At 38.4% G+C, this 13,203-nt stretch carries 9 protein-coding genes; 6 read left to right on the top strand and 3 right to left on the bottom strand.

What is annotated here, in order from left to right; translation table 11 throughout:
- Positions 1–90: 90 nt before the first annotated feature.
- The gene (locus ACJVDK_RS03275) at positions 91–1,275 is read right to left on the bottom strand and encodes a proline dehydrogenase family protein (RefSeq protein ID WP_443938862.1); all 1,185 of its coding nucleotides are present in this window, start codon (positions 1,273–1,275) and stop codon (positions 91–93) included.
- Positions 1,276–1,374: 99 nt separating this feature from the next.
- On the opposite strand from ACJVDK_RS03275, the gene ACJVDK_RS03270 reads away from it, so the two are divergent.
- The 3 genes from ACJVDK_RS03270 (at position 1,375) to ACJVDK_RS03260 (ending at position 3,618) form a co-directional block, all read left to right on the top strand.
- Entirely contained in the window at positions 1,375–1,581 is a 207-nt protein-coding gene (locus ACJVDK_RS03270; RefSeq protein ID WP_443938861.1) for an RNA-binding S4 domain-containing protein, read from the top strand.
- Positions 1,581–2,639, top strand: coding sequence for a 3-dehydroquinate synthase (gene aroB / locus ACJVDK_RS03265; RefSeq protein ID WP_443938860.1), 1,059 nt, complete (start codon positions 1,581–1,583; stop codon positions 2,637–2,639). Before ACJVDK_RS03270 ends, aroB begins: the two co-directional genes overlap by 1 nt.
- A gap of 73 nt (positions 2,640–2,712) precedes the next feature.
- On the top strand, positions 2,713–3,618 hold the full coding sequence (locus ACJVDK_RS03260; RefSeq protein WP_443938859.1) for a sterol desaturase family protein: 906 nt from the start codon (positions 2,713–2,715) through the stop codon (positions 3,616–3,618).
- A gap of 263 nt (positions 3,619–3,881) precedes the next feature.
- Here ACJVDK_RS03260 and ACJVDK_RS03255 read toward each other — a convergent pair whose 3' ends face one another.
- Entirely contained in the window at positions 3,882–6,824 is a 2,943-nt protein-coding gene (locus tag ACJVDK_RS03255; protein ID WP_443938858.1) for a TonB-dependent receptor, read from the bottom strand.
- A 450-nt stretch (positions 6,825–7,274) separates the two neighbouring features.
- Positions 7,275–8,744: an IMP dehydrogenase gene (gene guaB, locus ACJVDK_RS03250; RefSeq protein ID WP_443938857.1), complete on the bottom strand. Its 1,470-nt coding sequence runs from the start codon at positions 8,742–8,744 to the stop codon at positions 7,275–7,277.
- A 207-nt stretch (positions 8,745–8,951) separates the two neighbouring features.
- Here guaB and ACJVDK_RS03245 point away from each other — a divergent pair, with 207 nt between their 5' ends.
- From ACJVDK_RS03245 to ppnP, 3 genes are read left to right on the top strand one after another with little or no spacing between them, the layout of a single operon-like run.
- The gene (locus tag ACJVDK_RS03245; protein WP_443938856.1) at positions 8,952–10,946 is read left to right on the top strand and encodes a DUF3857 domain-containing protein; all 1,995 of its coding nucleotides are present in this window, start codon (positions 8,952–8,954) and stop codon (positions 10,944–10,946) included.
- Positions 10,946–12,847: a DUF3857 domain-containing protein gene (locus ACJVDK_RS03240; RefSeq protein ID WP_443938855.1), complete on the top strand. Its 1,902-nt coding sequence runs from the start codon at positions 10,946–10,948 to the stop codon at positions 12,845–12,847. Before ACJVDK_RS03245 ends, ACJVDK_RS03240 begins: the two co-directional genes overlap by 1 nt.
- A 10-nt stretch (positions 12,848–12,857) precedes the next feature.
- Positions 12,858–13,139: a pyrimidine/purine nucleoside phosphorylase gene (gene ppnP, locus ACJVDK_RS03235; protein ID WP_443938854.1), complete on the top strand. Its 282-nt coding sequence runs from the start codon at positions 12,858–12,860 to the stop codon at positions 13,137–13,139.
- The last annotated feature ends 64 nt before the right edge of the window (positions 13,140–13,203 follow it).

Raw genomic sequence — 13,203 nt, 5'->3', positions numbered from 1 at the left:
AAGCATGGCTTAATTCCCGTTTTTTTATGTATCCAATTCAGTCTTGCGCGCCAAAAAGAACACGCTCATCCGAACAAATTTTTAGTCTACTTACAGTTTTCTACGTTTTAATTCCCGTTCAAGCAAACCCAATTCTCTTCCGGTTTGTCCTGCTACAGAAGTATTTTCTTGTGCTCTTCTAAACAAATAAGGCATTACTGCTTTTATGGGGCCATATGGAACATATTTTGCCACATTATAATCGCTATCAGCCAAGTTAAAACTTAAATTATCGCTCATTCCCAGCAATTGAGAGAAATAAATATGTGGATGGTTGTGCGGCACTTTCTTCTCGGTTAATAAGTAAGTCAGCAAACGACAACTATCTTCGTTATGGGTACCGGCAACCAAAGCAATCTCATCAATAAACTCCACACAATAGTGCAAAGCAGCATTGTAATCCCTATCCGACGATACTTTATCCGGCTGAATAGGCGAAGGATATCCCATTTCCAAAGCACGTTTACGTTCTTTCTCCATGTAGGCACCACGCACCACTTTCACACCTAAAATAAATCCGGCTGCTTTTGCAATTAAGTGATCTGCTTGCATATCTGCCAACTTATCATGACGATACATTTGATACGTATTATACACAATAATGCCTTCACGATTAAATTTGGTCATCATATCCAAAGCTAATTCATCAATGGTTTCCTGAATCCAAGTTTCTTCAGCATCAATCATAATCGGCACTTTTTTCTCGTAAGCTGTACGACAAATTTTTTCGCAACGCATTTTAACACGCTCAAATTCGAATGTTTCTGTTTCGGTCAAAGACTCTTTTGCATCCAATTTCTGCAACAACGCAAAACGCCCAATACCGGTAATTTTAAATACGGTAATCGGAATGCTCACATCGCCATCGGCACGTAAAATAGTGCGAATAATCTCCTCGCAGGTTTCGTCAAAAACGTGTTCCTCTTCTTCCCCTTCAACCGAATAATCTAAAATGGTACCTACATTTCCTTTATGCAACAAAGCTATGGCATCATTACACTCGGCTATTGTTTCACCTCCGCAAAACTGTTGAAAAATAGTTGCTTTAATGGCTCCTTGAATAGGAAAACCAATGTTTAAGAAAAAATTGGTAATTGGAGGACCTACTTTCGTTAAAAAATTACTTCCAATCATCTTAAAAAGCCAGTAAGCTTTTTTTAGCTCCGCATTTGTTTTGTGTCTAAACGCGACTTCAGTATTATCAAAATTAGGTTGTGTATTGGGGGATAAATCCATTTTATGAAAATTTTTAATTAGTCAAGGGTTTGCAAAATTATAAAAAGCATCGAATCTTAAAGTCAAAAACGTTCAAAATAATTATATTTTTGTAGCTACATGATACAATTCAAATTAGAAGGCGAATTTATTCCATTGATCCAGTTATTAAAAGCAACCGGATTAGTGGGAAGTGGCGGCGATGCCCAAGCGGTCGTAATGGAAGGCTTAGTAAAATACAATGGCGAGGTTGATTACCGTAAGCGGTTAAAAGTACGAGTTGGCGATATCATCACTTTTGAAAACAAACAAATCGAAGTTATTTAATGAAACCCCTAACCAGCGCAGGCCACACCTTATATTTTGAAAGCGGATTAAAAGCTTTAAAAACCCTCATCGAAAGCAATACATACAGCAAAATATTTGTGCTAGTTGATGACCAAACGAGCGAAATCTGTCTTCCTGTATTTCAATCACTTTTAGATGATTTCAGTGATTTTGATTTAATTGAAACATCTTCAGGAGAAGAAAATAAAAACATTGATTTCTGCATCGGCATTTGGAAAACCCTACTCGATTTCGAAGCAGACCGTAAAAGCTTACTCATCAATTTAGGTGGCGGTGTAATAACGGATATGGGTGGTTTTATTGCATCCACCTACAAACGTGGAATCGATTTCATCAATGTACCAACCACTTTACTCTCGCAAGTAGATGCTTCGGTAGGCGGTAAAACCGGTATCGACATAGACACTGTTAAAAACATGGTAGGCACCTTTACCCTACCGCAAATGGTCTTTATTGAAACCGAATTTTTAAAAACATTACCACAACGTCAACTATTGTCCGGTTTTGCCGAAATGATTAAACACGGATTAATTGCCGATAAAGCTTATTACGAAAAACTTAAAGCCAGCAATTATTTAAGTCCATCGGCCGAAGATATTTATCGTTCGGTAGAAATAAAAAACGAGGTAGTTACAGCCGACCCACACGAAAAAAATCTACGCAAAATTTTAAATTACGGGCATACCATTGGTCATGCGGTTGAAAGTTACTCCTTAGCAAACGACGAAAACCCACTAACTCATGGTGAAGCCATTGCCATTGGTTTTATCACAGAAGCATACTTATCCGTTAACAACAACACCTTAACCGAAGAAGAACTTGCCGACATTAGCCAGTACATCTTATCGCTTTATCCAAAGTACCACATCAGCCCCGAAAGCCATGCTACTCTTTTTGAACTGATGCAAAGCGATAAAAAGAATGAAGATGGCCATATCCTGTTCTCCCTATTGGAAAGCACGGGCAAATGCGGCTTTAACTGTCGTGTAAGCAATGACGATATTGAAAACAGTTTAAACTATTATAATTCACTATAAAAACCATCGGTTAAAAAGCACCTGACAAATCTGCTATCAACCGAGCAATAAAAATTTAAAAACATTAAATAAAATGAATACCTTTTCTAGCAGCGATTTTTCTGTTGGAGCACTTTTCGGTTTTGTTATCGTGCTTACCCTCGTTGAAATGTATTTCAGCTATAAGCACGACAAAAACCATTATACAAAGCGCGATACTTGGACGAACATTTACCTCATGACCACCGCTGTAGTCATTAATTTAGCAATGAAAACGGCTACGTTCTTCTTACTCGATTATTGCTATCAATTCCGACTCTTTCAAATTCAAAATATTTGGGTGTATTGGATTGTACTCATTCTTGCGCAAGATTTTTTATACTGGTTTCTGCACACGGTTGGCCATTACGTTCGTTTTTTCTGGGCTATGCACGTTACGCACCACTCATCAGAACATTTTAATCTAACAACAGGCTTCCGTTCAACCGTATTTGAGCCCTTGTACCGCGTGTTTTTCTATCTGCCTTTGGCCTTCATGGGTTTTTCAGCAATGGATATCTTATTTGCGTACCTCGTAACCCAAATTTACGGTAATTTGGTACATACCCGTAGCATCGGCAAACTGCATCCTTGGTTCGAGTATATATTCGTTACGCCTTCACATCACCGCGTGCACCATGCTAGCAACGTCCGCTATTTAGATAAAAACATGGGGATGGTTCTCATTTTATGGGATCGTTGGTTTGGTACTTTTCAAGAAGAATTACCTGAGGATACCATCAAATATGGTTTAACCACCCAGCCTGAAGATACCGGCGCGTTTAACATCATTTTTCACGAATTTATCGCCCTAAAAAACGATGTAAAAAAGGCGCCCACCTTTACAGATAAACTAAAATACATCTTCAACCCACCCGGTTGGAGTCACGATGGAAGCACAAAAATTGCCAAAATCATGCAGCGCGAATTACACGAAGCTGAAAAGAACGCAAAAGCATAATACGCAAACGGCCTGCACAAAAGCAAGCCGTTTTTTTTTGAAAATGAAAGGTTCGGTACCGTTCTGAAACACCCGTCCCGCTGCCGTTCCTGCCTCCCGCTAAAATGCGGGCGGGCATCCACTCACATCGGGTTTAGCAACACAATCCACTGCATCATCGGAGCCAAAACTTCCCTAACCAATCATTTCAACCAAGAAAAAGAAAAAACTAAGAGAATCATGTAAAGCTGGAAACTGCATAAATCTTGCATCGCTTTCCAGCCTTATTTAAGCAACAATCCTTCAAAAGTAATCGAGGCATAAAACAAGGCACCCAAAGTCGGTCCGCCCGCATACTGAATGTAGTTGTTGTTAAAAATATTGGTCCCGCCCACTTTCACAAAAGCAGTTGATTTTGGAATTTTATAACTCACTTGCGCATCAAAGGTATTAAAGGCTGGAACCGTGGCTGTTACCAAAGGACTTTCCCACTTAAATTCCTTTTGCCATTTCCACACCACGTTAAAACCAAAATTCGGTAGAATTTCGCGGTTACCAAACGATACATTGGTCGACCATTCAGGCGTGTTAAAACCTGTTACAAATACATCCTCCGTATCGTTCGATTTCATTTTATTGTAGCTCGTGTTTCCCGAAAAAGTAAACTTTTGATAAAAATTATAGGTAAAGCCCAAAGCCGCGCCATAGTTTTGATAGGTGTTTTTCGCATTCGTGTACACTCGGTAACGATCCTGGCTCGAATCACGATTCGCATCCAGCATGGCAATTATCGCCGCATCCGAACCCACAGTCGCATTTTTAGGAACATCCACCTGCACCTGACCTAGAAATCCAGTATAGGTATTCGTATACGCATCGATATCCAATACTACCTTATTTTCGGCTAAAATTCCTTTATATCCAATCTCAAACGAATTAATCTTTTCCGGAACCGCAACAGGTAAATTTGCCACTACCAATAAATTTCTGTTCGCCAAAGCAGCATCATTTCGGTTCGCACCAGCAGCCACCGCGGCATTAACAGCTGCATTAAAAGCTACCCCCGATGAACGCGTATAACTGTTCTCTAAATAACCTAAACCTTCGTTAATGTACGACAAGCTTCCTACCCGTTTAACACGACCGTTGTTTACATAAGACAAAGCCTCGAAAATACCCGGAAAACGGTATCCCGTTTGGTATGTAACCCGAAAATTATTGTGCTGGTCTGGCGAATATACACCTGCAATACGTGGCGTAAATTTTGGTTTAAATTCCGGATTGTAATCCCAGCGGAGCGAGGCAAAAATCTTCAACTTCTCCTCAAACAAAGTTTTAGTTGCTTGCGCAAATGCACCTACTTTTTTATAATGGATTTTTTCACCGAAAGTGCCATCGGCTAAAGGCTTCCCTCTATCAGCAATCGGTCGACTAAAGTCAACAAAACTATTTCCATCCGGAATAATTTCGTACAAGCGGGCATCCCCCCCAATCAATAAACCAAAATACTTAACCGCTTTTGATAGATCCCAGGTTCCTTCTGCATGGTACATATTACTTTTTTGAACCAAAGCCGCCCCTCCCGTTGCAGGTGCATCAGGAATTTGAGCCGATTTAATATCCCAATTATTGGTGGTAATAATTTTCTGTTTTAGCTCTTCAAAAGCTTGCGTTCCCGGTAATACTCTCCCTGCATCTGCCACACCCCGTGCATAAGCCGTTGCCGCTGCCAAGTTAGCATCAGTCAAACTTCCACCATTTAATCCCGCATAGGCATTTAAAGCATTCTTAAATTTTGTTCCCCAAGCACTACCTGCATTCGTTCCAGTTCCATCGCCATATAAGTCTAAATTATCGGCTAATGGTTTCACATTGTACGAATCACCCGAATCTTCCAAAGAAGCATAGGCTCGTACTGTAAAATTACTTCCTTTTACTTCTACTTTATGATTTTGTACCACCACATTATCCAACTGAATTTTGTTTCCACGTTGAAAAACACCATCCATTTTACCCACACGATATGCGTACGATAATTCTACATGCTCGTTAAATCGGTAATGCAGCGCCGCATCAAACTTAATGTTATCCACATTCGGGCTCACCAAATCTTTTTCATAATATCCCGTACGAGCCACATTTAAGGTTTGATTCCCCTGCCCGTTAATATTTAAACCACTAATCGAAACGGTATTACTCCCCGATAACACATCGTCACCGTATTTATTCCAGGCATCGTAGGCTACGTTATTTGCGCCGTTAAGCGCCGGAAAACTCGGGTTTGCCGACTTCAAATTATTCGGATTTTGGTCTAAACGAGTATCTGACAACCAATCGGTACCTTGCAAATAGCTGAAGTTAACTTTAAACGCAAATTTATCGTTAAAAGCTTTGGCATACCGAAAGGCTGTTTCGGTCAAATTGCTTAAATCTCGCCCCGTACCTCCTAGGTGATTAATCCCCGTTTTAACATACAAGCCTAATCCCTGATACTGAAAAGGACTTCTGGTAATCAAATTGGACATACCATTGATGGCGTTCATGCCATACAGGGCTGATGCCGCGCCGGGGGTAATCTCAACGCTTTGAATATCCAGTTCCGTCGGACCCACTGCGTTACCCAGCGGAACGCCTAAGGTTGCGGCTTGCATGTCCACCCCATCCACCATTTGCATAAAACGATAATTGCTCGGAATGTTAAATCCCCGTGTATTGGGAATTTTAAAAGTTAAACTGGAAGTAGTCATTTGTACGCCTTTCACGTTTTCCAACGCATCGTAAAAACTGGGGGCTGGCGATTCGCGGATAGAGCGTATATCCAATTTTTCAATCGCCACAGGCGACTTTAAAATGCTTTCAGGCACACGCGATGCGGTGACCACCACTTCTCCTGTTAGCACCGTTTGTGTTACCAAGGCAATATTTAAAGGCGTATTGGGACCAGTTACATCAAATTCCTGCGTCTGAAAGCCTACCGATGAAACGGAAATTTTAAAAGGATACTTTGCCTTTGTACGCAATGTGAAACGTCCTTGTTGATCGGTAGATGTACCACCTACCGATCCTTTTACTAAAATAGTAACGCCAGGTAAAGGTTCCTTGCTTTCCTGGTCTATTATTTGACCAGAAATTTCAATTAGATTATTTCCCTGTGCTGAAAGCAAAAGTGGACTGACAAAAAGGATAAATAGTAAAGTAAATTTTACCGCATGGTTTAATATTTTCATGATTTAGATGGATGATTTTTTTAATTGGGTTAATTTCTTCGCGTTTTGACTGGAAATGCTTTTGCATTAAAAGACGCGCTACAACACTGTAAAAAGTGATTTTTGGTTGATTTCATAATTTAATTATATAAAGTCTATAGATTTACTAGACAAATATATTAAAAAATATCTTCTAACAAATTTTTTGCTTTAAATAATAAAGTATTCGTGCTTGGGCATTTGCGTATCTTGCCTCAGTATGGAAGAAATAAGCATTCTTACAGAAATAGTCGGGAGTCGAACTTTTTAATCCCTATCGAGCATCCGTCAACCTACAGGAGTTTTCTGAAACTTGGCAGATGAAGTATCCCTATCGCTCTTTATACATTCATACGCATAAAAAAAGCGTCTCATAATTGCTTATGAGACGCCCTTCTACTTTAGATTACTTAAAAAACCGTTCGGTTTACATTAGCGTGTATAATTTGGTGCTTCTTTAGTAATGGTGATATCATGTGGATGACTCTCGCGCATACCAGCAGCCGTAATTTGCACAAATTGTGCTTGTTGTAAAGTTTCGATGTCTTTTGCACCGCAGTAGCCCATACTGGCACGTAAACCACCAATGTATTGGTACATTACTTCGGCTAAAGTACCTTTAAATGGTACACGCCCTACAATCCCTTCTGGAACTAATTTTTTAATATCGTCTTCCACATCTTGGAAATAACGATCTTTCGAACCTTGCTCCATTGCTTCGATTGAACCCATTCCGCGATACGATTTAAACTTACGTCCTTCGTAAATAATGGTTTCACCTGGTGATTCTTCCACACCTGCAAATAAAGAGCCTGCCATTACAGTACTCGCACCCGACGCAATAGCTTTCGCAATATCACCCGTGTGCTTTATACCACCATCGGCAATAACGGGTACGCCTGTTCCACGTAAAGCTTTCGCACATTCAAAAACCGCGTATAACTGAGGAACTCCTACACCTGCAATGATACGTGTGGTACAAATTGAACCTGGACCAATACCCACTTTAACTGCGTCAGCACCAGCCTCTGCTAAATACTTAGCAGCTTCACCGGTTGCAATATTCCCAACAATAACCTGTAAATCAGGGTATTTTGCTTTTACTTCTTTTAATTTATCTACAACTCCTTTAGAATGACCGTGTGCGGTATCAATGGTAATCACATCTACACCAGCATTCACCAAAGCATCTACACGTTGTAATGTATCGGCTGTTACGCCCACTGCAGCACCTACGCGTAAACGACCTTTCTCATCTTTACAAGCAATCGGATAGTTTTTAACTTTCGATATATCTTTAAACGTAATTAAACCGCTTAAAAAGCCATCTTTGCTAACAACCGGCAACTTTTCTATTTTATGATTTTGAAGAATTTCTTCTGCTTGAACCAAGGTAGTTCCTTCAGGAGCAACAATTAAATTTTCTTTAGTCATTACTTCTACAATCGGTCTCTTCATGTTCTTTTGGAAACGTAAATCGCGATTGGTAATGATACCTACTAATTTATTATCGCTGCTAACAACCGGAATACCCCCTATTTTGTTCTCTTTCATGATTTTGAAAGCATCAGCCACTACCGCAGTTTCCAATAACGTTACTGGATCTTGAATCATGCCACTTTCAGAACGCTTTACTTTACGAACTTCGTTCGCCTGTCTTTCAATAGACATGTTTTTGTGTAACATTCCAATACCGCCATTTTGCGCAATTGCAATAGCCAGTTCTGCTTCTGTTACTGTATCCATTGCAGCAGAAATTAAAGGAACATTTAACCTAATTTTTTTTGTTAAAAAAGTGGATGTGTTAACATCGCGCGGTAAAATTTCTGAATACGCCGGTACTAAAAGTACGTCATCGTAGGTTAAACCTGTGGCAATAAATTTTGTGGAGTCGAGTTGCATAGCAAATAAATTACGATTTATTATTTGCCAGGCAAAGATACAAAAAAACCAGGAAAATAAAAGTAAAGCGACAAAATCAATGAAATTTTAATATCGGCTGACAAATCCTTTCGACCAGAGTTCTGCTTGTTTTAATCCTCAAAATATTTTTTTGAAAAAATAACTTTCTTCCTATCTTGCGCGCTAAATCATCCAAATTAACTTTACATGCAGAAAACAGCTCTCCATTTTCTGATACTATTGCTATGCATAGTATCGGGGAATAGCTATGGCCAACAGCCAGCCCCTATTAAACGCGAATTTAAATTCGGCAAAATACTTCCTTCAGATTTCGAAACCAAAGCAACAGGCATAGATTCAGCAGCATCGGCTGTAAAAATATTCGATGTTGGAAAATGCTATTTCGAATACACAACAACTGGATTTGCCTATGTGTTTGAACATCACGTTAGGTATAAAATACTCAATAAAAAAGGCTTAGACTTAGCAAATAGAGAAATACCTTTATATAAAAATGGTAGTGGCAAGGAAACCATATCTTACATGGATGCCGCCACCTACAACTTGGATGGAGGAAAAATAACCACAAGCAAACTATTAAGCGATGCCAAATTTTCTGAGAAATTTGACAAAAATTATGAAGTCAAAAAATACGCGCTTCCAAATGTAAAAGAGGGCTCTGTGATTGAATTTAAATACAAAATTAAGTCTGATTTTACATTTAATCTTCGAGGATGGAAATTTCAAGCAGACGTCCCTACGCAATATTCACAATATGAAGTTTTTTTACCTCAATACCTGATTTATAAGGTTGTTTTAAATAAATACTTCCAGCCAAAAGTAACGGTAAATGAGACTGTAAATCAAACCTACCTTCCGGGTGTACAATCCGTTGCGAATCATCGAACCTTTGTAATGGAAAATGTGCCTGCACAAAAAACTGAACCCTACATTACGACCATGGATGATTATACTCCTTCGGTAAATTTTGAGTTAAATGCGACCAATTATCCCAATGATGGATATAAAGACTATTACGGAAATTGGTCAAAAGTGTTAACTGAGCTTGAACAGGATGATAATTTTGGCGTCTATATGAACAAAAGCGGATACGCAAAAGATATTTTATCAGGACTTTTAAAAGACGAAAAGGATACACTTACCATTTGTAAGCTTATTCATAATTATGTTAAAAGTCATATTCATTGGAATGAAAAATATTCCAAATACGCTACAGAATTTAATCCCAAAACTATATTTGAAAAAAAGACTGGAAATTCAGCTGATATTAATTTGGCGATGATAAGTTTACTTAAACAAGCGCATATCAATGTATATCCGGTTTTATTGAGTACCCGAGAAAACGGCGAGCATCCTGGATATCCGCATATTTCTGGTTTTAACAATGTGATAGGAGTTGTTCAAATTGGAGCAGAAGCGTACTTTTTAGATGCTACAGACCCGTATTTAGAATTTGGATTGATTAATTATGAAAACCTTAGTCACTATGGGTTTTGCGCCAATTTTGCGCTTACACAAGGGAAATGGATTTCCATAGAGCCAATCATAAAATCGGAGAAAAGTTTTGTGTATAATTTTAATTTAGACAAAGAAAATAAACTAACAGGAACCATAACGCAATACTCGAAAGGTTATTCCGCTTTGAGTTTACGTAACAGATACAAAAAAACTTCGCAAGAAGAATTCCTAAAAAGTTTTAAAAGGGATAAAGCTGGTTTAAACGTAAATAACTATAAAATTAAGGCGCTTGAAGAACCTGGTGAACTGCTAACCGAATCTATGGATGCAGTAATCGAAGATAATGTTGAGGAAGCCGGAAATTTGGTTTACCTCATGCCACTGCTATATGAAAGAACGAAGGAAAACTTATTTAAACTAGAGGAACGGAACTTTCCGGTAGATTTTGCTTACCCATTTAAAGAAAATTACCGCATCATCTTAATGTATCCGCAAGATTATGAGATAGACAAGCTTCCTAAAAGCCAAATGTTTACTTTACCGGATAAAAAAGGGTCATTCACAATTAGTTATGCCAATGAGGGTAATTCGATAATGGTTAAAAGCGTAATCGATATTAATCAATCTCTTTACACTACTGAAGAATATTTCCACTTAAAAGAACTATTCAAATTAATTGTTGAGAAACAAGGAGAAGCAATCGTATTTAAAAAGAAAGCGTAATGAAATATTTTTTAAGTATCCTATTTATAAGTATATTTTTCGGTAAAGTACATGGACAAGATCCATATAGTGTCGCTAGAATCCCTCCTGAGCTCTTACAGAATGCTTCTGTTGTGGTACGGAATGAAGTACAGGTTTTCGACATAAAGTCTGTTAACTCGGCGCAGTATAACTATAAAATTGCCTTTACTATTTTAAACGAAGCAGGTGAAGGTTTTAATGACTTTTACGAATCGTATGACAACTTTTCTTCTATTAGCAATATAAAAGCCACGATGTATGATCCGCTTGGAAGGCAAATAAAAGAATATAAATCAGCAGACATCAAAGATGAAGCATTGCTTAGCAGCATGAATATTTATGATGACCAACGCATCAAAAAAATAAAATTCACCCACATAGCCTACCCATATACCATTGAATACAGTTTTACACAAGATTTTAAAGGCTTTTTATCTATTCCTTCTTGGAAAGATATAAAGGGTTATCATGTTTCTGTAGAAAAATCAAGTTATGCTATCCTCAAGAACAAAGATTATGCACTTAGAATTTTAACCAGTAAGAACCTCTATACAGATTCGAGCAGTCAGGGTAGTAAAATAGTGTATCAATGGACTAGCACAAATATTCCTGCTTTAGTACGAGAACCCATGAGCACAGGGTACGATAATCTGGCTAGATGGGTTAAGGTAGCGCCAAACGTCATCAATTTTGATCACTCAACGGGTAATTTTACCGATTGGAAGAATTTTGGGTCGTGGATTTATGATTTAAATCTTAATGGTCAAATTTTACCCGAGACCACTAAAGCCCAGGTTCAAAATCTCACAAAAGATGCCAAAACACCTAAAGAAAAAATGGCTATCCTGTATAAATACCTGCAAGAAAACACCCGGTATGTGAGTGTTCAATTGGGGATTGGAGGATTCAGACCAATTGTTGCCGAAAAAGTAGCGCTGGTAAATTATGGGGATTGTAAAGGTCTATCTAATTACATGAAAGCATTGTTAAATGCGGCTGATATTCCTTCAAACCTCATTGTTATTGGAAACGATATGCCAAGTTTGAACCGCAATTTTTCGAGCATTGGGCAGGCCAACCACATGATTTTAGCCGTTCCTTTTGAAAAAGATACCACTTTTTTAGAATGTACCAGTCAGCATAGCCCAATGGGATTTATTGGAGACGGAAGTGCTGACAGAGATGTGTTAATGATTACAAAGGATGGCGGAAAAGTTGTTCATACGCCCGTTTACTCGGCCAAAGATAATGCTCAATTGCGCAAAGCAACTATCGACTTTACGGAGGATGGAAATGCCGCTATCCAAATAAAAACCGATTACGCCTTTGCCCAGTTCGAAAACAACTTTCGTCTTTTATTAGAAGAACCTACCGAGCAACGTAAAGCCATTTTGGAACGAAACAATATTCCGGGAGCAGAGCTGCTTACATACCATTTGACGCAGGCGGATAAGACAGTACCAAAAATGACGGAAGAGCTTAACTTTAGCAGCAAGCAACTTTTTAGTAAAGGTGGTGAAAAGTATTTTTTATTACTGAATCAAACCAATCGGATGGAAAGTGTTCCGTTAGCCGTTGAAGAAAGAAAAACCAATTTTTCTATTTCGTTTAGCTATTTAGATGAAGATGAAATTTATTATACTTTGCCAAAAGGTTTTGCAGTAGAATTCACACCGAAAGACTGTGTAATCAACTCTGAATTTGGCACTTATTCAGCTAAAGCAGTATTAAAAGATAATTCTATCACGTATATTCGTAGCTTAAGGATGAATAAAAAACAATATCCTCCAGAAAAATATAAGGAGTATGTTGATTTCATGAAAAAAGTTTACACATCCGATAAGCAAAAAGCCGTCCTTAGTAAAACCGATAAAAGTTAAACCAATAAACATGATTACAGAAAATCAATATTTTGAAGGAAACGTTAAATCCTTAGGTTATGTAAATGCGCAAGGAAAATCAACTGTGGGCGTTATTCAACCCGGTGAATATACATTCGGAACTGCGCAAAAAGAAATTATGCTTGTAATGGAAGGTGAGCTACTGGCCCTTTTGCCAAATGAAACCGAGTGGAAATCTTTTAAAGCAGGTACCCATTTCGAAGTGGAAGCCAATGCTTCTTTTAAAGTGAAAGCTACGGAGCCTACGGCTTATTTATGTCAATACAGATAAAGGGATAAAAAAATGAGCGTATACCGATAGAAACGTATACGCTCATTTTTTTTATCAGATAGGC

Origin of the sequence: Pedobacter paludisoli (assembly GCF_052344095.1) — a bacterium.
In the GTDB taxonomy this organism is placed as follows: Bacteria; Bacteroidota; Bacteroidia; order Sphingobacteriales; family Sphingobacteriaceae; genus Pedobacter.
The sequence above is the reverse complement of the archived record's forward strand: the minus strand, read 5'-3'. Positions and strand labels throughout refer to the sequence as shown.

What these genes read in the sequence shown, in the direction of transcription:
- ppnP (WP_443938854.1), top strand. Translation starts at nt 12,858, where the DNA reads ATGATTACAGAAAATCAATATTTTGAAGGAAACGTTAAATCCTTAGGT.
- ACJVDK_RS03270 (WP_443938861.1), top strand. Translation starts at nt 1,375, where the DNA reads ATGATACAATTCAAATTAGAAGGCGAATTTATTCCATTGATCCAGTTA.
- aroB (WP_443938860.1), top strand. Translation starts at nt 1,581, where the DNA reads ATGAAACCCCTAACCAGCGCAGGCCACACCTTATATTTTGAAAGCGGA.
- ACJVDK_RS03240 (WP_443938855.1), top strand. Translation starts at nt 10,946, where the DNA reads ATGAAATATTTTTTAAGTATCCTATTTATAAGTATATTTTTCGGTAAA.
- guaB (WP_443938857.1), bottom strand. Translation starts at nt 8,744, where the DNA reads ATGCAACTCGACTCCACAAAATTTATTGCCACAGGTTTAACCTACGAT.
- ACJVDK_RS03275 (WP_443938862.1), bottom strand. Translation starts at nt 1,275, where the DNA reads ATGGATTTATCCCCCAATACACAACCTAATTTTGATAATACTGAAGTC.
- ACJVDK_RS03255 (WP_443938858.1), bottom strand. Translation starts at nt 6,824, where the DNA reads ATGAAAATATTAAACCATGCGGTAAAATTTACTTTACTATTTATCCTT.
- ACJVDK_RS03245 (WP_443938856.1), top strand. Translation starts at nt 8,952, where the DNA reads ATGCAGAAAACAGCTCTCCATTTTCTGATACTATTGCTATGCATAGTA.
- ACJVDK_RS03260 (WP_443938859.1), top strand. Translation starts at nt 2,713, where the DNA reads ATGAATACCTTTTCTAGCAGCGATTTTTCTGTTGGAGCACTTTTCGGT.